Origin of the sequence: Mycobacterium persicum, from assembly GCF_002086675.1 — a bacterium.
GTDB classification, from domain to species: domain Bacteria; phylum Actinomycetota; class Actinomycetes; order Mycobacteriales; family Mycobacteriaceae; genus Mycobacterium; species Mycobacterium persicum.
In genome coordinates, this window is record NZ_MVIF01000099.1 from 1 (window position 1) to 21,049 (window position 21,049).

Below are 21,049 nucleotides of genomic sequence, written 5' to 3' on the forward strand. Positions count from 1 at the left end.
GTACCGGCGGCGATGGCGGTGCCGGCGCCGACGGCGGCGGCATCATCGGCTCGGGTGGCAACGGCGGCGACGCGGGTAGCGGCGTCGGGGCTGCTAATGGCGGCAACGGCGGCAACGCCGGAATAGCGGCCAACGGCATGTTCGCCCCGTCCGTATACGGCGATGGCGGCAACGGCGGCAACGGCGTCAACGGCGGAAGCGGAGGCAAAGGCGGCAGCGCCGGCACGCTGGGCACCCCGGGAAAGAACGGATCGCCATAGCCGGCCGATAGCCGGCTGAGCGGCAAATGCTGTTACGTGCCCTAGTCGGGGATGTGGTCGGCGACGATGGTGAAGCACGCCGAGTGGATCGAGGCGTGCGACTCTTGAAACAAAACCTCGTGCGTTATCGCGTGTGTGCGGCCGCCCTCGTCGTGACCGAGGACAGCGCCGGCCGCGACGCCCATGGCGGCGATGGCGATCCCGGCTCCGACCGGCTTGAGTCCGATCTTGCGATCCGTCATGTGGTGCTCCTGTTCGCGTGGCTGATGTCGGTGCTGCCTTCGGCGCCGTCCGCCCAAGTAATCGAGCTTCGGTGGTGCCCGAAACCCACCGAGTTGCACCAGCTTTCACCGCGACGAAGACGATCGCTTCTTTGACTCGGACGATAACCGAAGCTTATCGCGCGGCGCTTTACGTTGACCGACCGGTCAGCCCGGGCCGTCGCTGGCCGCGGCCAACAGCGGCACCACGACATCGCTGATCGGGGTTGCCAGGCCGTGGACGCGGGCCTTGCGGACGATCACTCCGTTGCGCAGGTCCCATTCCAGGCGCCGATGGGCTTCCCGGTCGGCCAGGATCGAGGTGCCCATGTCCTCGGGGGCAGACCGGAACAGATTCACCATCTCCTCGACCGCGTCGTCGCCGAGCCGGGCACCCTCGGCGCGCGCGACCGTCAGGCATTCGGCGACATAGCGGCGCGACAACGCGGCGACGTCGTCGCGGCGGAACATTCCGGACCGTCGCCCGGACAGCGCCATCAATCCGGCCAGCGCGTTGAGCACGAGTTTGCGCCACAGCACCGTGGTGAAATCGGGGTCGCAGTCCACCCGGGCGCCCGCGTCGCGCAGCAGTTCGGCCACGGCTTCCGCCGTCGGCCCGGTCGGCAGCACCAGTGCGGCCTCGCCGCGCAATCGCACCCAGCCCTCCGGTTGGGTCTCCGCGGAAAACCACACGCTGCCGGGCACGACGATCGACGACGGGCAGTGCGGCTGCACCTGCTCGACCTGTTCCACCCCGTTTTGCAGGACGGCCACCACGGTGTGCTCGTCGCACAGGCGGGCCAGCCAGTCGTGGGCGTCGTCATTCTGGGTGGCTTTGACCGCCAGGATCACCACCTCGACCGGGCCGGCGACGTCGCCGGGATCTGTGTGTACCGGACCGGGCACCACGATGGGATCCGCGCCGTCGGGCCGCAGTTCGATGCCGCCGCGAGGGGTGTGGCCGCACAACAGCACCCGGTGGCCGGCCGAATGCAGCAGCGCGGCGACCGTCGTGCCGACGGCGCCGGGACCGACCACAGCGATGTTGGAGGCGATGAGCCATAAAGTACCGGGTTCGTTGGCCCGCGGAGGCGGCCATTTAGACTGGGCAGTCATTCCAACCGCGTGAAAGGGAGTCTTGTGCTGCGCAGCCACGGCGCTGGTTCACTACGGGATCGCGACGCCGGGCAGCAGGTGACCTTGGCCGGCTGGGTGGCTCGGCGCCGCGACCACGGCGGTGTCATCTTCATCGATCTGCGCGATGCCTCCGGAGTGGCGCAGGTGGTCTTCCGCGATCCTCAGGTGCTGGCCAAGGCGCATCGGCTGCGCGCGGAATTCTGCATCACGGTCTCCGGCGTGGTCGAGATCCGCCCGGAAGGCAACGCCAACCCCGAGATCGCCACCGGCGATATCGAGGTCAATGCCACCGCCCTGACGGTGCTCGGCGAATGCGCGCCGCTGCCGTTCCAGCTCGACGAGCCCGCGGGGGAGGAACTGCGGTTGAAGTACCGCTACCTCGACCTGCGCCGCGACGGCCCGGCATCGGCAATTCGATTGCGCTCCAAGGTCAATGCCGCAGCCCGCAACGTGCTGGCGCGCCACGACTTCGTCGAGATCGAAACCCCGACGATCACCCGCTCCACCCCGGAAGGGGCGCGCGACTTCCTGGTGCCGGCCCGGTTGCACCCGGGTTCGTTCTACGCTTTGCCGCAGAGCCCGCAGCTGTTCAAGCAGTTGTTGATGGTGGCCGGGATGGAGCGCTACTACCAGATCGCCCGCTGCTACCGGGACGAGGATTTCCGCGCCGACCGCCAGCCCGAATTCACCCAGCTCGACATGGAGCTGAGTTTCGTTGACGCCGAGGACATCATCGCGATTTCCGAGGAGATCCTGACCGCGCTGTGGGAGTTGATCGGCTACCGGATTCCGACGCCGATCCCGCGGATCAGCTACGCCGAAGCCATGCGGCGCTTCGGCTCCGACAAACCCGACATGCGGTTCGGTGTCGAGCTTGTCGAGTGTACGGAGTTCTTCCAAGACACCACATTTCGGGTCTTCCAGGCGCCCTACGTCGGCGCCGTGGTGATGCCCGGCGGAGCGTCGCAGCCGCGGCGGACGCTGGACGGCTGGCAGGAGTGGGCCAAGCAGCGCGGGCACCGCGGGCTGGCCTACGTGCTGGTCGGCGAGGACGGCACGCTGGGTGGGCCGGTGGCCAAGAATCTGTCCGACGGTGAGCGCGACGGTCTGGCCGCCCACGTCGGGGCCCAACCCGGCGACTGCATCTTCTTCTCGGCGGGCCCGGCGAAGTCGTCGCGGGCCCTGCTGGGGGCGGCGCGCAGCGAGATCGCCCACCGGCTCGACCTCATCGATCCCGACGCCTGGGCCTTCGTCTGGGTGGTCGACCCGCCGCTGTTCGAGCCCGCCGACGACGCCACGGCCGCCGGTGACGTCGCGGTCGGCTCGGGGGCGTGGACAGCGGTGCACCATGCGTTCACCGCGCCCAAGCCCGAGTTCGAGGACCGCATCGACTCCGATCCGGGCGGCGTGCTGGCCGACGCCTACGACATCGTCTGCAACGGCCACGAGATCGGTGGCGGCTCGGTGCGTATCCACCGCCGCGACGTCCAGGAGCGGGTGTTCGCGGTGATGGGTCTGGACAAGGCGGAGGCCGAAGAGAAGTTCGGTTTCCTGTTGGAAGCCTTCATGTTTGGTGCCCCGCCTCACGGCGGGATCGCGTTCGGTTGGGACCGGATCACGGCGCTGCTGGCCGGGGCCGATTCGATCCGTGAGGTGATCGCGTTCCCCAAGACCGGCGGCGGCGTCGACCCGCTGACCAACGCGCCCGCGCCGATCACCGCCCAGCAGCGCAAGGAATCCGGAATTGACGCCAAGCCCAAACCGGCTGACCGCGCTTAGGAGACACGCCCGAGGCGGGTGCGCGGCGCATCCCGTCCTGCGGTAAGCAAGCCTGATGAGGACTTCGCGGCTTGCCCTGGTGGCTGACGGCGGCCCGGCGGCGGTGCAGCGACTGCGCGCCGTGGTGTGGCCGATCACCCAGACCTCGGTGGCGGCCGGCCTGGCCTGGTATCTGACTCACGACGTGCTGCACCACCGGCAGCCGTTCTTCGCGCCGATCTCGGCCGTGGTGTGCATGTCGGCGACCAATGTTCTGCGGGCCCGACGGGCGGCGCAGATGATCATCGGGGTGGCGCTGGGGATCGTGCTCGGAGCCGGGGTACACGCCCTGCTGGGCGCCGGACCGACCACCATGGCGGTGGCGGTCTTCGTCGCGCTGTGCGTCGCGGTGCTGAGCGGACGCGGCTTCATCGCCCAAGGCCTGATGTTCGTCAACCAGACCGCGGTCTCGTCGGTGCTGGTGCTGGTATTCGCCGGTACCGCCGGTGTCGTAGCCGAGCGCCTGTTCGACGCGGTGATCGGCGGCGGCTTGGCTCTGGTGTTCGCGGTGTTGTTGTTTCCGCCCGACCCGGTGCAGATCCTGTGCGATGCCCGCGCCGATGTGTTGGCGGCACTGCGCGAGACGCTGGTCGAGGTGGCCGACGTGCTGGATGATCCTTCCCGCGCCGCTCCGGACTGGCCGATGTCGGCCTACGACCGGCTGCATGACCAGCTCAGCAGGCTGGCCGAGGCCCGCACCACCGCGGTCGTGGCCACCCGGGCTCCGCGCCGCTGGATTGCGCGCAACACCCTGCGCGGCATCGAACAACAGTCGGCGCGATTGGCGATGCTGGTCAGCGGCGTGCTGCAGCTATCTCGTGCGGTCACCCGGCTCCACCGGGGACAAGTCCCGGGTCCGCTGCACATCGCCCTGACCGAGCTCTCCGCCGGTATGGCCGTTGCCGACGACGAACCCGCAGCGGCCGGCGCCCATGCCAGCGCGGCCAGAGACCGCGCAGCGGAACTGGAGGCCGGGGCCCGCGACAAGAATCAGGTGGTGCTGGCCGACATCGTGTGCGCCTGCGCCGACGACTTACAGGAGCTGATCGACCTCCCCAGCCCGCGAAAGTAAGGTCTGCCAGCTCCTTCGGGACGGCGTGCTGGTGTTCGGCGATAGGGTGCCGGTGGTGCGGGATTCGTCCCGTGGCCGGCGTGGCGGTCGCGGGTTGGGCGTCGAGAAGTCAGGAGTGAGTTGTTGTCCCTGCCGTTTGATGGGCCTGCTGACGCGCGGTTCGACTCGCCGGCCGTCAAGCGTTATCGAGTCACGCACCGCACCGAATACCGCTACTCCGACGTGGTGACCAGCTCCTACGGCCGCGGGTTTCTCACCCCGCGCAGCTCGCCGCGCCAGCGCTGTGTCGCACACCGGCTGACCATCGATCCCGCCCCCGCCGACAGCTCCACCAGCCGCGACACCTACGGCAACATCAGCTCTTATTTCCATGTCACCGAACCGCACCGGTCCCTGACCATTACCGGCGACTCCATCGTCGACGTGGCGCCGCCGGCATCCGGGCTCTATACCAGCGGTCCGGCGCTGCAGCCGTGGGAGGCCGCTCGGCCGGGTGCGCCGCGCGGTGCGCTGGCAGTCGACTTCGCGCTGGACTTGGACCCGCCGGAGATCACCGACGAGGTGCGAAAGTACGCTGCTCCCAGCTTCGTTCCGGGCCGCCCGTTGGTCGAGGTACTGCGCGAGCTGACGACGCGGATCTATACCGACTTCACCTACCGTTCCGGGTCGACCACCGTTTCCACCAAGGTCGACGAGGTGCTGACTGCCCGGGAAGGGGTATGCCAGGACTTTGCCAGGTTGGCGATCGCCTGCCTGCGCGCCAACGGGCTGGCAGCCTGCTACGTGTCCGGTTATCTGGCTACCGACCCGCCGCCGGGAAAGGATCGGATGATCGGTACTGACGCCACCCATGCCTGGGCGGCGGTGTGGACGCCCCAACAGCCGGGCCAGTTCGAATGGCTGGGTCTCGATCCCACCAACGACCAACTGATCGACGAGCGTTACATCGTGGTCGGCCGTGGCCGTGATTACGCAGATGTGCCGCCGTTGCGCGGCATTATCTACACCAACTCCGAGCACACCGTGATCGACGTCGGGGTCGACGTCGTGCCCTTCGGCGGTGATGCGCTCGATGCGTGACTTTCACTGTCCCAGTTGCGGCCAGCGCCTGACCTTCGAGAACTCCGTGTGCCTGTCCTGCGGCAGTGCGCTGGGTTTTTCTCTCGACCAGATGGCACTGTTGGTGATCGCCGAGCGCGGCGCCACCGGGCACGCCGGGGCGGTGCCCGCCGAGGAGTATCAACTGTGCGCCAATTTGCACCTCGCCCAATGTAATTGGCTGGTTCCGGTGAACCAGCCCAATGGGTTGTGCACGTCGTGTGCGCTGACTGTCGAGCGGCCCAACGACGTCGACACCGTGGGTCTGGCGGGGTTCGCCCGAGCCGAGGCGGCCAAGCGGCGGCTGATCGCCGAGTTGCACGAGCTGAAGCTGCCGATCGTCGGACGCGACCAGGATCCCGACCACGGGCTGGCATTCCGGCTCTTGTCCAGTGCGCACGAGCAGGTGATCACCGGGCACGCCGACGGCGTCATCACCCTGGACCTCGCCGAGGGCGACGACGTCCACCGCGAACAGCTGCGGGTGGAGATGGACGAGCCGTACCGAACCCTGCTCGGCCACTTCCGTCACGAGATCGGGCACTACTACTTCTACCGGCTGATCGACCCGTCCGGCGACCACCGGGCGCGCTTCACCGAGTTGTTCGGCGACCCGGACGCCGACTACCAGCAGGCGCTGGACCGGCATTACCGTGACGGCGCGCCGCCGGGTTGGCAGGACGGCTACGTGTCGTCGTATGCGACCATGCACCCCGCCGAGGATTGGGCCGAGACGTTTGCCCACTACCTGCACATCCGCGATGCCCTGGACACCGCGGCCTGGTGCGGTTTTGCCCCGGCGTCGGCAACCTTCGACCGGCCGGCATTGGGCCCCAGCGCTTTTCCCGCCATCATCGACATGTGGCTGCCGTTGTCCTGGTCGCTGAACATGGTGAACCGGTCGATGGGCCGCGACGACCTGTACCCCTTTGTGCTGCCGGCCGCGGTTTTGGCGAAGATGCAGTTCATCCACACCGTCATCGACGAATCCGCCGTCAACGGATAACCCATCCGGATTTGCAGGCACGCGGGCTGTTGCGTCGCCAGAGCCAGCCAACCCACATGATGCGCGGTGGAGCGCAGTGTAGCGGTCGCCCGAATGGGGAGAGGCGAATCCCGACCGATGGCTGCTGATTTCCTAACCGGTGCCGGAGCATGTCGGCGCGCGGTTGCGCCATCGCCATCGACCAATCGGCAGGAAATGCTATCCCTTCGCGCGGTCCAGCTTTCGGGATTGCCACTACCCGTTCGATAATGGGACAGGCGAATTAGGCCGGCATCGTCCGCCGTTCCTCGGGCCCCCACAGCTGCTGCATGCCCCCGGGCAGCTTCAACTGTGTCGCGGTGATCACGTCGGCAACGTCGCGCAACGCGGCATGTATTGCGGTCAGCAGGTCGGCCAGATCCGCGCGGCGCCCGTCGACGACGCCCTCCAGCTCGGCTGGATCCGAGCGGCGCAGCCGGATGTTGATCTCGTCGACCATCCGCTCGGGACGCGACGATCCCGACGAGCCGGGAAGGTCCTTGAGGTCGGCCCGCAGCCGCTCCAGCTGATACACCAGCGACCGCGGGTTCTGCGGGTCGAACAGCATCAGGTCGGTGACCGCGGCGACGCTGACCTTGCCCACGGTGCGGCGCCGGTAGCTGACCGAGGACTCACAGGCCTCCAGCGTCGACTCTATGATGGTTTGTTCGGCGGCCACGCCACGAACCGTGGTCAGCGTGTCCGCCAACAGCGCGGTCAGCCAGAGGCCACGCTCGATCCGCTTGCCGATGTCCATCATCGTCCAGCCCGCGTCGCGCACCATCGACTCGGCGGCCACCCCGGACAGCGTCAACATCCCGGCCAGGGTCTGCGCCTGAGCCTCGGCGAGCAGGGCGTCGGCCTCGGCGAGTGACTGCGGCGGGTCCGACCGCAACGCGACGGCGCGCTCGACGCCGGCCAGCACCATCCAGGTGTCGTTGGACAGCTGGTCGCGCACCGCCCTGGCGCACAGCGCCAGCCCTTCCACCGACTGGACTAGGGATCCCGGCCGCTCCAGGTCCACGGTCATCGACCACAGCATCGAGGGGGCGACGGCGATCATCTCGGCGTGGTCGTGAGCGGCCCCGGTGTCGGTTCCGGTGATCTGGCCGAGCGCGGCCATGAGCACCGGCACGCACTCGCTTTCCTCGGTGTGCTGCTGGTGGCGGAAGACGTGATAGCGCTCCCGGGCCACGATCAGCAACCGTGCCATGTTCTCGGCGCGCTCGCCGTAACGCCCCATCCAGAACAGGTCCGAGAGCACCCGCGGGGAGCTGACCGCACGGGTGCCCGCGCCGGTCTTGGCCGGGAGGAGCGACGGCGGCAAGGTGGTGACCGTCACCGCCTCAGCAATCGCCCGCTCTGTCGGCCGCACCCAAACATCCTTTGCTGCAACGGATTTCAGCATGTATGCGGCCGCGCCGGGCGCCAGTACGTAGCCCAGGCCGCCGATCATCGGCGCATAGCCGCCGCGTTGGGCGACCGTGAACAACCGCATGCCGACGCCGGCCGAGGTCAGCATCCCGGCGTGGTCGGTGGGCGCCGAGGAGAACGCCGGCAACTCCTGGCCGAGCCACTGCCACGGCATCGCCTCGACACACGCCGCCAGCTTGGCCAGCTGCCGAGACGAAAGTGCTGGCCCGGCGAGGGTTTTCCTGCCAACCGTGGATCTGACCAGCAGCGAGGAGAGATTGGCCAGCAGGTGTGAGCGTTCACTGGCGATGCCGCCCCAGTAGACCGGAGCTGTCGGCAACAACGGGTCTTCGCCCAGTAAGCGCCGGGCCAGCTCGGGCAGAAACCGCAGCAGGCCGGGGCTTTCCAGGATGCCGCTGCCCAGCGTGTTGACCACGGTCACGGTGCCGCGGTGCTGGGCCTCCACCAGACCGACCACGCCGAGCCGGGAATCGGCGCGCAGATCCAGCGGATCGGCGTAGTCGGCGTCGACGCGGCGCAACACCACGTCCACGCGTTTGAGGGTTCCCAGCGAGCGCATCCACAGCTTGCCGTCGCGCACCACCAGGTCCGCACTTTCCACCAGCGGGAAACCCAACAGCGTCGCCAGATACGCCTGATCGAAGGCCGTCTCGGAATAGATGCCCGGGCTGAGCACCACCACCACCGGGTCTTGGGCGACGTCGGGAGCCGCGTCGATCAACGCCAGCCGCAACGCTTGGGCAAACGGGGTCGTGGGCCGCGGCGCAATCCTTTCGTACAAGTCCGGGATCGCGTGGGCGATCACCCGCCGATCGGCCAGCGCATAACCTGCCCCCGAGGGCGCCTGCGTCCAGTCGGCGTTGACTCGATAGCTGCCGTCGGGCATCCGGCTGAGATCGCAGGCGTGCAGGAAAAGTTGGTGCCCCGGCACCGTGATCCCGTTAGCCGGGCGCACATAACCGGGATGGGCGAATACCAACTCGGCGGGCAGCACGCCCTCGGTGAGCAGGCTGCGGGGTCCGTAGAGGTCCGCCAGCACGGCATCGAGCAGGCGTGACCGCTGCACCAGGCCGGCCTCCAGGACGGCCCAGTCGTCGGCTGACACCACCAGCGGCAGCGTGTCCAGGCGCCAAGGTCCGGGCTCCAGGCCGTGGGCGCCGTGCTCGTCGCGGGTGGAATCGGCCCCCGTGTAGCTGATGCCGTCGTGGTCGATCAGGCTGTGCACGATCGTGCGCAGCCGGTCCAGCCCCCCTCTGCCGCGCTCGGCGACGGTGTCGGCCAGCTCCGTCCAGGCCGGCCGCACCTTCCCGTCGGCGTCGACGAACTCGTCGTAGCCGGTTCCCGGACCGTCACGCAGGTCGAAGAGCGATTGCTGGGCTCGCGCGGTGCGGTAACCGTCCAGCAGGTGGTCGGCATCGGCCACCGCTCGACCCGTTCCCCACGTCACGTCGGCGGGCGCCATTACTGTCGCAACATCAGGGACTGCCCTCGCCTACACAGCGTTCGCTGCGCCGAACCCGCTGGTTCCGGCCGGGCTTATGCGTACTGCTGCCCTGGCGGTGGTGCGGGCGGATAGCCGCCCGGGGGTGCCGACTGCTCGATCGGCACCACCTGGCCACCCGTCAGCTTGCGGTAGGTGTAGACCTGGACCAGCGCGGCAACCGGAACGCCGACAACCAAGCCCACCAAGCATGCGAGTTCGCCGATCAGCACGGCCGCATACTGCACCAGCCAGGACAGCGCGCTGTTTCCGAGTTCGCCCCGAACGGTCGCGATGCTGGCCTTGATCGACTCGATCGGCGACAGGGATCTGTCGACGACGAACGCAATCGCGAATTGGGCGAAGAAAGCCAAGACCAACGGCCCGACAATGGTGCACGACAGCACCATGGCCGCGACGGCCAGCAGGAATGAGGTGAGCACCACAGTGCCCACATTGCGCGGCTTGAAGAACGTTCCGATGCTGACCGGCTTGCCGTCGGCAATGTCGAGGCAGCCGCTGACCAGGCCGGCATGCATGTAGGCCACCACGAAGAACACGGCGATGTAGCCGATGATCGTGAGGATCCAGCCGATCGCGGAAAACTCTGCGGACGTGCTGTGGTAGCTGTAGTCGTACTCGACAACGGTGGTCGACGTTTTTTGCGCGGTCGCGAAGGCGATCGCCAGCGGGATACCGATCACCGCGGTAATCGCCAGGCCGTAGATGACCAGCGGCACGACCAGCGCCGCGACGTTCTTGGTGAACTTGTTCCACGCCCAACTGATCGCTTCGCCCACGTTGAAGCCCGACTTCGGCGGTCCCCCGAAACCCGGCTGAGGCGGGTAGCCCGCGGTGCTGTGTTCGCCGCCCTGGGGGTCGGCCGGAGTGCCTGGGTGTTCTGGCGGCTGGCTCATCGCTGTCCTAAGTGGCTGGTCGTTCGCTCTCGCCTGGTATGCGCGTGGAATTAGCAAACCGGAACTTAGCAAATGTGGGCCGGAGGCGCGCGGGTTGGTGGTGCTCCTTTTTCTTTTTCGGGTAGCGACCCGGCGCGTGCGACGCCTCGGCTTCCTCAGTGCTCGCGTGGTATGTCTGAAGCGTGTCCGACGGTCTGTTCGACCTGCCCGGCGCACCGAAGCCGACCGATCATGGCCTCGACGTGTCAGCCGGCGCGCCGCTGGCGGTGCGGATGCGTCCCGCGTCGCTCGATGAAGTCGTCGGGCAGGACCATCTGCTGGCGGCGGGGTCGCCGCTGCGCCGCCTGGTCGAGGGGTCGGGCGTGGCGTCGGTGATCCTCTACGGTCCGCCCGGAAGCGGCAAGACGACGCTGGCAGCGCTGGTCTCGCAGGCCACCGGACGCCGGTTTGAGGCGCTGTCGGCGTTGTCGGCCGGGGTCAAGGAAGTCCGGGCCGTCATCGACGAGGCGCGGCGGGGGCTTCTTGCCGGTGAGCAAACGGTGCTGTTCATCGACGAGGTGCACCGGTTTTCCAAGACTCAGCAGGACGCACTGCTGTCGGCGGTGGAGAACCGGGTGGTGTTGTTGGTCGCCGCGACTACCGAGAATCCCTCCTTCGCGGTGGTGGCCCCGCTGCTGTCGCGATCGTTGATCCTGCAGCTACGGCCGCTGACCCCCGACGACATTCGGATCGTCGTGCAGCGTGCGATCGAGGATCCCCGCGGGTTCGGCGGGCGCATGGTGGTGACGCCCGAGGCCGTCGAGTTGCTGGTGCAATTGGCCGCCGGGGACGCGCGCCGGGCGCTGACCGCGCTGGAGGTGGCTGCTGAGGCCACCGAGCAGGTCACCGTCGAGGCGATCGAACACTCCCTGGACCGGGCCGCCGTCCGCTACGACCGCGACGGTGACCAGCACTACGACGTCGTCAGCGCCTTCATCAAGTCAGTGCGCGGTTCCGACGTCGACGCCGCACTGCACTATTTGGCCCGCATGCTCGTCGCCGGCGAGGACCCCCGGTTCATCGCGCGGCGGCTGATGATTCTGGCCAGCGAGGACATCGGCATGGCCGACCCGACCGCGCTGCAGACCGCGGTCGCTGCCGCTCAGACCGTGGCACTGATCGGCATGCCGGAGGCTCAGTTGACGCTGGCCCACGCCACGGTGCACTTGGCCACCGCGCCGAAGTCCAACGCGGTCACCACGGCCTTGGCCGCGGCGATGGCCGACATCAAGGCCGGCAAAGCCGGCCTGGTCCCGGCTCATCTGCGCGACGGGCACTACTCCGGTGCCGCAGCGCTGGGCAACGCGCAGGGCTACAAGTACTCTCACGACGACCCGGATGGTGTTGTGGCTCAACAGTATCCGCCGGACGAGCTGGTGGGTGTGGACTACTATCGGCCCACCGGTCGCGGTGGCGAACGGGATATGGCCGGCCGGCTGGACCGGCTACGGGCGATCATCCGCAAGAAACGGGGACGGGCATGAAGGTCTTCACCGACGACGAGATGAACCAACTGCTGCCCACCGCCAAGCCCTATAGCGTCGTCATCCTCAAGCAGGGACCGAAGTTCGGTGACGGGGCGGCGCCGGCCATCGTCTGGGAGCACGGGCGCCGCAACTTCGGATTGCGCGACGAGGGTGTGCTGGCGGTGGTGCTGCCGGTCACCGACGGGTCTGACGTCTGCGGCATCGGGGTGTTCGCGGCGACGGTGGACGACACCGCGGCGATCATGAACGATGACCCGGGCGTCGCCGCGGGCGTATTCACCTACGAGGTACACCCTTGCCGAGGCTTTCCGGGTGACGCCCTGCCTTGACGGCAGCGCGGAGGGATCGAGCAGGCATCGAATGTGCATCCGCGGCTTCGAGTGTGCGCGTATGGTTTTCAAAGTGTAACTGCGGCGGCCGACGGGCCCTGAACACGCCACCGACGCACGCTCGACGCCACCGGCGCACGCTCGACGCCACCGGCGCACACTCGACGCCGGGTCAGACGTCAGACCAGCTCAGGTACGCGTAGGTGGGCGATCGCCAGCTCGAACTCGGCCACGTCAAGCACCTCGGCGCCCAATTCGCGGACCCGCCTGCTGCGCAACTCGGTCGCCTGGTCGCGGTTGCGGGCCATCGCGTCCATCGTGTCGAACGTGGTGCATGACACTGCGCGCCGGCAGGCGGGATGGTCAACCATCAGGCTGGCACTGCAGAACCCGTCCAACCCCTCCATCTCGGGCAACACATGCATGCCGTAAAAGTCCAGCGATCGCTCGATCTGCTCGGGCACCACCTTGAGCCAGGTGGCCCGCACGCATGCTCCGGGATGCGAGTGATGGTCGCGGTGCAGCATGGCGATATTCCATTCCTCGACCCGCGCGTTGCCGGAGAACATCATCGCGGCCCGATCCCGGACGGGAGCGACCCGCTCGGCGCTGGCGCGCATTGCCTCCAGGGTCTCCCAGGCGCTGGTGGCGATGCAGGTACCCGACTGTCGGTCAACCAGCAGCGACAACCCGACATATCCGTTGATCGCCTGCAGAGCGGGCATCACGACATCGCGAACGTGCGCGATTCCAATGTCGACCGACAAGGGTTGTGCCTGGATGGTGGTAGAGCGTGCGTACACGATCGGCCCCTCCTATGTCGGGGCGGCGCCCCGGTGGCGCCACCGGTCTCACCGAATACCTTCCTCCTACCGAACAGCCGTGGCAATAAAATCTTGGGCCCCTCCTCCGATCGGCACTTGGATCGCCGGGCCGTGAAATCCGTCCCGGTAGGCTAGGCGGGTGGATACCGATGTGCTCGACGTTGACACCGCGCGTCGCCGCATTGTCGATCTCACCGACGCGGTGCGCGGCTTCTGCGCGTCGCACGGTGACGGGTTGTGCAACGTGTTCGTTCCGCATGCGACGGCCGGAGTCGCGATCATCGAGACCGGCGCCGGCTCGGACGATGACCTGGTCGACACCCTGGAACGACTGCTGCCGCGCGACGACCGCTATCGGCATGCGCACGGATCTGCCGGTCACGGCGCCGACCACGTGCTGCCGGCCCTGGTTGCCCCGTCGCTAACGGTGCCGGTCGCGGGCGGCGAGCCGCTGCTGGGTACCTGGCAAAGCGTCGTTCTGGTCGACCTGAACCGGGATAATCCGCGACGCTCGGTGCGTTTGAGTTTTGTGGAAGGCTAAGCCGGGCACCAAGCGTTCTCTGGAAAGCCGTCTAATAGACCGGCGAATAGGCTGGTATTGAATCCGACCGAGGAAACTTAGGGAAGCGACCACAGTGCAGACACACGAGATCAGGAAACGGTTCCTCGATCATTTTGTGAAGGCCGGTCACACCGAGGTGCCCAGCGCATCGGTGATCCTCGACGACCCCAATCTGTTGTTCGTCAACGCCGGCATGGTCCAATTCGTGCCCTACTTCCTGGGACAGCGCACACCGCCGTACCCCACGGCCACCAGCATCCAAAAGTGCATCCGCACCCCCGACATCGACGAGGTGGGCATCACCACCCGGCACAACACCTTCTTCCAGATGGCCGGCAATTTCTCGTTCGGCGACTACTTCAAGCGCGGGGCGATCGAACTGGCCTGGTCGCTGCTGACCAACGCTGTTGCCGCCGGCGGATACGGGCTGGACCCGGAAAGGCTTTGGGCCACAGTCTATCTCGACGACGACGAGGCCGCCGGCCTGTGGCGGGAAGTCGCCGGTCTGCCGCCCGAGCGGATCCAGCGCCGCGGCATGGCCGACAACTACTGGTCCATGGGCATTCCCGGGCCGTGCGGGCCGTCATCGGAGATCTACTACGACCGCGGTCCCGACTACGGGCCCGAAGGCGGGCCGATCGTCAACGAGGACCGCTACCTCGAGGTGTGGAACCTCGTCTTCATGCAGAACGAGCGCGGCGAGGGAACCACCAAAGAGGACTACGAGATCCTGGGTCCGCTGCCCCGCAAGAACATCGACACCGGCATGGGGGTCGAGCGGGTCGCGCTGGTATTGCAAGACGTGCACAACGTCTACGAGACCGACCTCCTGCGACCGGTCATCGATGCCGTCGCCGCGCGCGCCTCGCGCCCCTACGACGCCGGAAATCACGCCGACGACGTGCGGTACCGCATCATCGCCGACCACAGCCGCACCGCAGCGATCCTGATCGGCGACGGTGTAAGCCCCGGCAACGACGGCCGCGGCTACGTGTTGCGCCGGCTGCTGCGCCGTGTCATCCGGTCGGCCAAGCTTCTCAACATCGATACCCCGATCGTCGGCGAACTGATGGCCACCGTGCGCGACGCGATGGGTCCGTCGTATCCCGAACTGGTCAGCGACTTCGACCGGATCAACCGCATCGCCGTCGCCGAGGAGACGGCTTTCAATCGCACGCTGGCGTCGGGTTCCAGGCTGTTCGACGAGGTCGCCGGCACCACCAAAGCCAAGGGCGCCACGGTGGTTTCCGGTGCGGACGCCTTCACCTTGCACGACACCTACGGCTTCCCGATCGAGCTCACCCTGGAGATGGCGGCCGAATCCGGGCTGGCGGTCGACGAGAGCGGCTTCCGCGAGCTGATGGCAGAGCAGCGTCGCCGAGCCAAGGCCGACGCAGCCGCGCGCAAACACGCGCACGCCGACCTCACCGCCTATCGGGAACTGGTCGACGCCGGACCCACCGAATTCACCGGATTCGACGAACTTGCCTCGGAGGCACGAATCCTGGGCATCTTTGTCGACGGCAAGCGGGTTCCGGTCGTCGCCCACGGCGACGCTGTGGCGGCCGATCGGGTGGAGTTGGTGTTGGACCGCACCCCGCTGTACGCCGAGTCGGGCGGCCAGGTCGCCGACGCCGGCGCCATTAGCGGAACCGGCTCGGGGGCCAGCGCCCGCGCGGCCGTTACCGACGTGCAGAAGATCGCCAAAACCCTTCACGTGCACCGGGTTAACGTGGAGTCCGGGGAATTCGTCGAGGGCGACACCGTGATCGCCGCGGTGGACTCTGGCTGGCGCAAAGGCGCCACGCAAGGTCACTCGGGGACCCACATGGTGCACGCCGCATTGCGACAAGTGCTGGGGCCCAACGCGGTTCAGGCCGGCTCGCTGAACCGACCGGGCTATCTGCGGTTCGACTTCAACTGGCAGGGGCCGCTCACCGAAGACCAGCGGACCCACATCGAAGAGGTGACCAACGAAGCCGTGCAGGCCGATTTCGAAGTGCACACCTTCACCGAGCAGCTCGACAAGGCTAAGGCGATGGGCGCGATGGCGCTCTTCGGCGAAAGCTACCCCGACGAAGTCCGGGTCGTCGAAATCGGTGGGCCGTTCTCGCTGGAGCTGTGCGGGGGCACCCACGTCGAGAGCTCGGCGCAGATCGGGCCGGTGACCATCCTGGGCGAATCGTCGATCGGCTCCGGGGTACGCCGGGTGGAGGCCTACGTCGGGCTCGACTCCTTCCGTCACCTGGCCAAGGAGCGCGCCCTGATGGCGGGGCTCGCTTCGTCGCTGAAGGTGCCCTCCGACGAAGTCCCCACGCGAGTGGCCAACCTGGTGGATCGGCTCAAGGCCGCCGAGAAGGAGCTGGAACGCGTCCGGCTGGCGAATGCGCGGGCAGCCGCGGTCAACGCCGCCGCCGGCGCCGAACGCATCGGTAACGTCCGGGTGGTGGCACAGCGCATGTCGGGCGGCATCACCTCGGCCGATTTACGTTCCCTGGTCGGCGATATCCGCGGCCGGCTGGGCAGCGATCCGGCGGTGATCGCGCTGATCGCCGAAGGCGAGAACGACAGCGTGCCCTATGCCGTCGCCGCCAATCCGGCCGCCCAGGACCTGGGGATCCGCGCCAACGAGTTGATCAAACAGCTGGCCGTGGCCGTCGACGGCCGCGGCGGCGGCAAGGCCGACCTGGCCCAGGGCTCCGGAAAGAAACCGGCCGGCATCGACGCCGCGCTCGACGCGGTCCGCTCCGAGATCGCCGCGATAGCCCGGGTCGGTTGAGTGAGCGCCCCACTTCACCGCCAGCCCGACCGGCCCGGCGACTCAGACCCCGGACCGGGACGACGCCTCGGCATTGATGTGGGAAGCGTGCGGATCGGTGTGGCGTGCAGCGATCCTGACGGCATCTTGGCCACTCCCGTGGAAACAGTGCGCCGCGACCGCTCCGGCAAGCACCTGCGCCGGCTGGTGGCGCTGGCCGCCGAACTGCCGGCCGTCGAGGTGGTGGTCGGACTGCCGCGCACGCTGGCCGACCGCATCGGCCCCGCCGCCCAGGATGCGATCGACCTGGCCGATGCGCTGGCACAGCGCATTGTCCCGATACCGGTGCGGCTTGCCGACGAGCGGCTGACCACCGTGAGCGCGCAGCGATCACTGCGCCAGGCGGGCATTCGGGCCAAAGACCAACGTGCGGTGATCGACCAGGCCGCCGCCGTGGCAATCCTGCAGGCGTGGCTGGATCAACGCCGCAGTACCGCGCCCGGACCGGTAACCGGGAACGTGGCCGATGGCTGAGGACGTCGACCGTCAGCGGGCCGAGCCGGTGGCGGTGGGGCCGCACCGGCACCGGATGAGCAGAGCAGACCGGCGCAAGCGCAGCCACAGCCGCAGAAGACGGCGGCGCATCTTGGGCGGATTGGCCTTCAGCGTGCTGGTCGCGGTCGTGGCGACGGCCGTGATTTTCGGCGGCAAGCTCTGGCACCTGATGCTGGGCGCCGGAAACGACTACACCGGAACCGGCAAGCGCGACCTCGTGATTCAGATCGAGGCAGGCGACTCGACCACGGCGGTCGGGGAGACGCTGTACAAGCACGGCGTGGTGAAAACGGTTCGGGCGTTCGTCGACGCCGCGCACGGCAACGAGGCGATTTCGTCGATTCAGCCCGGCTACTACCGGATGCGCACCGAGATTCCGGCAGCCAACGCGGTCGCGCGGCTGGCCGACCCGAAGAGCAGGGTGGGCAGGCTGGTCATCCCGGAAGGACGTCAGCTCGACGACACCACCGACATGAAGACCAACGTGGTGACCCCCGGAATCCTCACGTTGATCTCGCGGGCGACGTGTGTGGATCTCGACGGGAACAAACACTGTGTTGCGGTGGCCGACCTGCGTGCCGCGGCAACCAAGAACACCCCGGCGATGCTCTCGGTGCCGCCGTGGGCGGTTGAGCCGGTGATCGAGCTCGGCGATGACCATCGCCGCATCGAGGGGCTCATCGCGCCGGGCACCTTCAACGTCGATCCGTCGGCCTCGGCGGGCGCCATCCTGTCGTCGCTGATCAGCGCCGGCGCCGTCGAATACGCCAAGGCGGGTTTGGTGGACACCGCCACGTCGCTGGGCCTGTCACCCTACGACATCCTGGTGGTGGCCTCGCTGGTACAGCAGGAATCCAGCGTCCAGGATTTCCCGAAGGTGGCGCAGGTCATCTACAACCGCCTGCACGAACACCGCACGCTGGAGTTCGACTCCACCGTGAATTACTCGCTGGATCGCCGGGAAGTGGCCACCAGCGACGCCGACCGCGCGCTGCGCACGCCGTGGAACACCTACATGGCCGAGGGGCTGCCGGCGACCGCGATCTGCTCGCCCGGGGTGGACGCGCTGCACGCAGCCGAACATCCGGCACCCGGGGACTGGCTGTATTTCGTCACCATCGACTCTCAGGGCACGACGCTGTTCACCCGGGATTATCAGCAGCATCTGGCCAACATCGAACTGGCTAAACACAACGGTGTCCTCGACAGCACCCGCTAGAAAAGCCAGGAAAGCCGGGGTTCTCGGTTCGCCGATCGCCCACTCCCGGTCCCCGCAACTGCACCTGGCCGCCTATCGCGCGCTGGGTCTGAACGACTGGACCTATGAGCGCATCGAGTGCACGGCCGAGCAATTGCCGGCCGTGGTCGGCGGGTTCGGGCCGGAGTGGGTCGGCGTATCGGTGACCATGCCGGGCAAGTTCGCCGCCCTGCGGTTCGCCGACGAGCGAACCGCCCGCGCCGAGCAGGTTGGTTCGGCCAACACGCTGGTGCGCACGCCGCGCGGGTGGCGGGCCGACAACACCGACATCGACGGGGTGACCGGCGCTCTCGGCGCGGCTTCCGGAGACGCGGTGGTGCTGGGGTCCGGCGGCACCGCCCCGGCCGCGGTCGTCGGGCTGGCCCAACTCGGCGTCACCGGCATCACCGTGGTGGCACGCAATCCCGGGAAAGCGGCCCGTCTGGTCGACCTGGGAAGGCAGGCCGGCGTGACCAGCCGGTTCTGTGCCCTGGACGACGCCGGGTTGGCCGACCAGGTCGCCGCCGCGCAAGTGCTGGTCAGCACGCTGCCGGCGGACGTAGCCGCGCGCTACACCCCGACGTTGGCCGGCGTCTCCGTCCTGTTGGACGCGATCTATCACCCGTGGCCCACACCGCTGGCCGCTGCGGTGACGGAGGCTGGCGGCCGGGCGATCAGTGGACTGCAGATGCTGCTGCATCAGGCGTTCGCTCAGGTGGAGCAATTCACCGGGATGCCCGCGCCTCGTGAGGCGATGACTTGCGCATTGGCGGAGCTGGACTAGCGTGCCCCGAGATGTGGATGGGCACGCTGGGGGCGGCGGTTGCGCTGTGGATGGGGGCGCTGTGCGGCTACGACGTCCGGGAGCGGCGGTTACCTAACGCGTTGACCGTGCCCGGGGCCGCGGTGATCCTGCTCGGCGCGCTGGTTGCGGGCCGGGGCGTGCCGGCGCTGGCCGGCGCGGCCGCGTTGGCCGGGGTGTACCTGCTGGTGCACCTGGTCACCCCGGCGGCGATGGGCGCCGGTGACGTCAAGCTGGCGTTCGGCGTGGGCGGGTTGACCGGCTGCTTCGGTGCCGACGTGTGGTTTCTGGCGGCGCTGGCGGCGCCGCTGCTCACGGCGGTGTGCGGCCTGGTTGCCCGGATTATCGGCGGCGCCGACAGCGCCGCCACCTTGCCGCACGGCCCGTCGATGTGTCTGGCCACCGCCGGCGCACTGGCACTGGTAGTGATGTGAGCTGGGGGTTGCGTGCGCCCAACCGGATTTGTAGCACATTGAGTGCTACCATGGGTAGCCGTGGAAGTGATTGGGGTCCGAGAGCTCCGGCAGCACGCATCGCGGTATCTCGCCCGGGTGGAAGCTGGCGAGGAACTCGGCATCACCAATAACGGGCGGCTCGTCGCCCGACTTGTTCCGGTGCGGGCGGCAGAGCGTTCTCGCGAAGCCCTGATCGAATCAGGCACCGTGATTGCGGCCCCACGCCCGCGGAACCTTTTCGAGGTGACAGCAACACCGGCGCCGGATCGCAAGCGCACTCTGTCCGATGTTCTCGACGAGATGCGCGACGAGCAGTGATTTACCTGGATACGTCGGCTCTGACCAAATTGCTCATCGCTGAACCGGAGACGGCCGATCTGCGCAGCTGGCTGACTTCGCAACGAGAACAGGGCGAATTCGCGGCGACGAGCGCACTCGGACGAGTCGAGTTGATGAGAGTCGTTGCCCGGTACGGGGACCCGGCCCACGTCGAACGTGCACGCTACCTACTGGACGGGCTCGATATTCTTCCGCTCACCGCGCCGGTGATGAATCTCGCCGAAACGATCGGCCCGGCCACCCTGCGCTCGCTCGACGCGATTCACCTCGCAGCGGCCACGCAGATCAAGCGGGAGCTGACCGCGTTTGTGACCTATGACCGCCGTTTGTTGGCCGGCTGCCTCGAGGTCGGGCTGATCACCGCATCGCCCGGCGCAGTCCGCTAGTCGTCGGAACCGACAGTTGTCGGCGACATACGGCCTCCAGCCGGTCAGCGAGCACACCGCGTCCACATGGGAAGATGTTCGGGTGTTGCGCTGGATCACCGCGGGCGAGTCCCATGGCCGGGCGTTGGTGGCCGTGGTCGATGGCATGGTCGCCGGAGTAAACGTCACCTCGACCGAGATCGCCGATCAGCTGGCCCGCCGCCGGTTGGGCTACGGCCGCGGCGCCCGGATGACCTTCGAACGGGACGCGGTGACCGTATTGTCCGGCGTGCGCCACGGCAGCACGCTGGGCGGGCCCATCGCCATCGAGATCGGCAACACCGAATGGCCGAAGTGGGAAACCGTGATGGCCCCCGATCCCGTCGACCCGGCGGAGCTCGAAAACAGCGCCCGCAATGCGCCGCTCACCCGACCCCGCCCGGGCCACGCCGACTACGCCGGCATGCTCAAGTTCGGCTTCGACGACGCCCGGCCGGTGCTCGAGCGCGCCAGTGCCCGCGAGACCGCCGCTCGGGTGGCCGCCGGAACCGTCGCGCGGCAGTTCCTCAAACAAGCGCTGGGCGTCGATGTGCTGTCCCATGTGATTTCCATCGGCCCGTCGGTGCCCTACGACGGCCCGCCGCCCGGGCCCGAACACCTGGCCGCCATCGATGCCAGCCCGGTCCGCGCATTCGGCAAGGCTGCCGAGCAAGCCATGATCGCCGAGATCGAAGCGGCCAAGAAAGACGGCGACACCCTGGGCGGCGTGGTGGAGGTGGTGGCGCTGGGGCTGCCGG

At 68.0% G+C, this 21,049-nt stretch carries 20 protein-coding genes and 1 pseudogene; 16 read left to right on the forward strand and 5 right to left on the reverse strand.

The window, feature by feature from the left end:
- Positions 1–260: pseudogene (locus BST40_RS22770) on the forward strand (hypothetical protein); the annotation flags it as partial.
- 41 nt (positions 261–301) lie between these two features.
- On the opposite strand, the gene BST40_RS22775 reads toward BST40_RS22770, so the two are convergent.
- Both BST40_RS22775 and BST40_RS22780 read right to left on the reverse strand, forming a co-directional pair.
- Positions 302–502, reverse strand: a complete 201-nt coding sequence (locus BST40_RS22775; protein ID WP_083155748.1) for a hypothetical protein — start codon at positions 500–502, stop codon at positions 302–304.
- Positions 503–688: 186 nt separating this feature from the next.
- Positions 689–1,636 carry an oxidoreductase gene (locus tag BST40_RS22780; protein ID WP_083155750.1) on the reverse strand — a complete coding sequence of 316 codons (948 nt, stop codon included), beginning with the start codon at positions 1,634–1,636 and terminating at the stop codon, positions 689–691.
- 9 nt (positions 1,637–1,645) lie between these two features.
- Here BST40_RS22780 and aspS point away from each other — a divergent pair, with 9 nt between their 5' ends.
- The 4 genes from aspS (at position 1,646) to BST40_RS22800 (ending at position 6,651) form a co-directional block, all read left to right on the forward strand.
- Positions 1,646–3,436, forward strand: coding sequence for an aspartate--tRNA ligase (gene aspS, locus BST40_RS22785; protein ID WP_371687129.1), 1,791 nt, complete (start codon positions 1,646–1,648; stop codon positions 3,434–3,436).
- Positions 3,437–3,491: 55 nt separating this feature from the next.
- The gene (locus BST40_RS22790) at positions 3,492–4,547 is read left to right on the forward strand and encodes an FUSC family protein (RefSeq protein ID WP_083155752.1); all 1,056 of its coding nucleotides are present in this window, start codon (positions 3,492–3,494) and stop codon (positions 4,545–4,547) included.
- A gap of 129 nt (positions 4,548–4,676) precedes the next feature.
- Positions 4,677–5,627 (forward strand): transglutaminase family protein, encoded by a 951-nt coding sequence (locus tag BST40_RS22795; RefSeq protein WP_089025270.1) that lies wholly within the window; start codon positions 4,677–4,679, stop codon positions 5,625–5,627.
- Positions 5,620–6,651: a zinc-binding metallopeptidase family protein gene (locus BST40_RS22800; protein ID WP_075547245.1), complete on the forward strand. Its 1,032-nt coding sequence runs from the start codon at positions 5,620–5,622 to the stop codon at positions 6,649–6,651. Before BST40_RS22795 ends, BST40_RS22800 begins: the two co-directional genes overlap by 8 nt.
- 262 nt (positions 6,652–6,913) lie before the next feature.
- Here BST40_RS22800 and BST40_RS22805 read toward each other — a convergent pair whose 3' ends face one another.
- Positions 6,914–9,565, reverse strand: a complete 2,652-nt coding sequence (locus BST40_RS22805; RefSeq protein WP_083155756.1) for a circularly permuted type 2 ATP-grasp protein — start codon at positions 9,563–9,565, stop codon at positions 6,914–6,916.
- Between the two features lie 74 nt (positions 9,566–9,639).
- Positions 9,640–10,500, reverse strand: a complete 861-nt coding sequence (locus BST40_RS22810) for a hypothetical protein (protein WP_083155758.1) — start codon at positions 10,498–10,500, stop codon at positions 9,640–9,642.
- 182 nt (positions 10,501–10,682) lie between these two features.
- Here BST40_RS22810 and BST40_RS22815 point away from each other — a divergent pair, with 182 nt between their 5' ends.
- Together BST40_RS22815 and BST40_RS22820 are read left to right on the forward strand one after the other, a co-directional pair.
- A complete protein-coding gene (locus BST40_RS22815) occupies positions 10,683–12,023 on the forward strand; it encodes a replication-associated recombination protein A (protein WP_083155760.1) in 1,341 nt (446 codons plus the stop codon).
- Positions 12,020–12,355 (forward strand): YciI family protein, encoded by a 336-nt coding sequence (locus tag BST40_RS22820; protein WP_075547231.1) that lies wholly within the window; start codon positions 12,020–12,022, stop codon positions 12,353–12,355. The genes BST40_RS22815 and BST40_RS22820 overlap by 4 nt, the downstream gene beginning before the upstream one ends.
- A 179-nt stretch (positions 12,356–12,534) precedes the next feature.
- On the opposite strand, the gene BST40_RS22825 is transcribed toward BST40_RS22820, so the two are convergent.
- Positions 12,535–13,158 carry a hypothetical protein gene (locus tag BST40_RS22825; RefSeq protein WP_083155763.1) on the reverse strand — a complete coding sequence of 208 codons (624 nt, stop codon included), beginning with the start codon at positions 13,156–13,158 and terminating at the stop codon, positions 12,535–12,537.
- Between the two features lie 172 nt (positions 13,159–13,330).
- Here BST40_RS22825 and BST40_RS22830 point away from each other — a divergent pair, with 172 nt between their 5' ends.
- From BST40_RS22830 to aroC, 9 genes are all read left to right on the forward strand, one after another.
- Complete coding sequence (locus tag BST40_RS22830) at positions 13,331–13,720, forward strand: secondary thiamine-phosphate synthase enzyme YjbQ (RefSeq protein WP_089025271.1); 390 nt, start codon at positions 13,331–13,333, stop codon at positions 13,718–13,720.
- Between the two features lie 94 nt (positions 13,721–13,814).
- Positions 13,815–16,520: an alanine--tRNA ligase gene (gene alaS / locus BST40_RS22835; RefSeq protein ID WP_083155767.1), complete on the forward strand. Its 2,706-nt coding sequence runs from the start codon at positions 13,815–13,817 to the stop codon at positions 16,518–16,520.
- On the forward strand, positions 16,521–17,033 hold the full coding sequence (gene ruvX, locus BST40_RS22840) for a Holliday junction resolvase RuvX (RefSeq protein ID WP_075547228.1): 513 nt from the start codon (positions 16,521–16,523) through the stop codon (positions 17,031–17,033).
- Positions 17,026–18,273: an endolytic transglycosylase MltG gene (mltG, locus tag BST40_RS22845; RefSeq protein WP_083155768.1), complete on the forward strand. Its 1,248-nt coding sequence runs from the start codon at positions 17,026–17,028 to the stop codon at positions 18,271–18,273. The genes ruvX and mltG overlap by 8 nt, the downstream gene beginning before the upstream one ends.
- Positions 18,251–19,075: a shikimate dehydrogenase gene (locus BST40_RS22850; protein ID WP_083155770.1), complete on the forward strand. Its 825-nt coding sequence runs from the start codon at positions 18,251–18,253 to the stop codon at positions 19,073–19,075. The genes mltG and BST40_RS22850 overlap by 23 nt, the downstream gene beginning before the upstream one ends.
- Before the next feature lie 17 nt (positions 19,076–19,092).
- Positions 19,093–19,527 carry a prepilin peptidase gene (locus BST40_RS22855; RefSeq protein WP_075547225.1) on the forward strand — a complete coding sequence of 145 codons (435 nt, stop codon included), beginning with the start codon at positions 19,093–19,095 and terminating at the stop codon, positions 19,525–19,527.
- A gap of 60 nt (positions 19,528–19,587) precedes the next feature.
- Positions 19,588–19,866, forward strand: coding sequence for a type II toxin-antitoxin system Phd/YefM family antitoxin (locus tag BST40_RS22860; RefSeq protein ID WP_083155772.1), 279 nt, complete (start codon positions 19,588–19,590; stop codon positions 19,864–19,866).
- Positions 19,863–20,273 (forward strand): type II toxin-antitoxin system VapC family toxin, encoded by a 411-nt coding sequence (locus tag BST40_RS22865; protein ID WP_083155775.1) that lies wholly within the window; start codon positions 19,863–19,865, stop codon positions 20,271–20,273. The genes BST40_RS22860 and BST40_RS22865 overlap by 4 nt, the downstream gene beginning before the upstream one ends.
- Before the next feature lie 82 nt (positions 20,274–20,355).
- Positions 20,356–21,049: chorismate synthase (gene aroC / locus BST40_RS22870; RefSeq protein WP_083155777.1), on the forward strand; the 694-nt coding region annotated here is incomplete at its 3' end.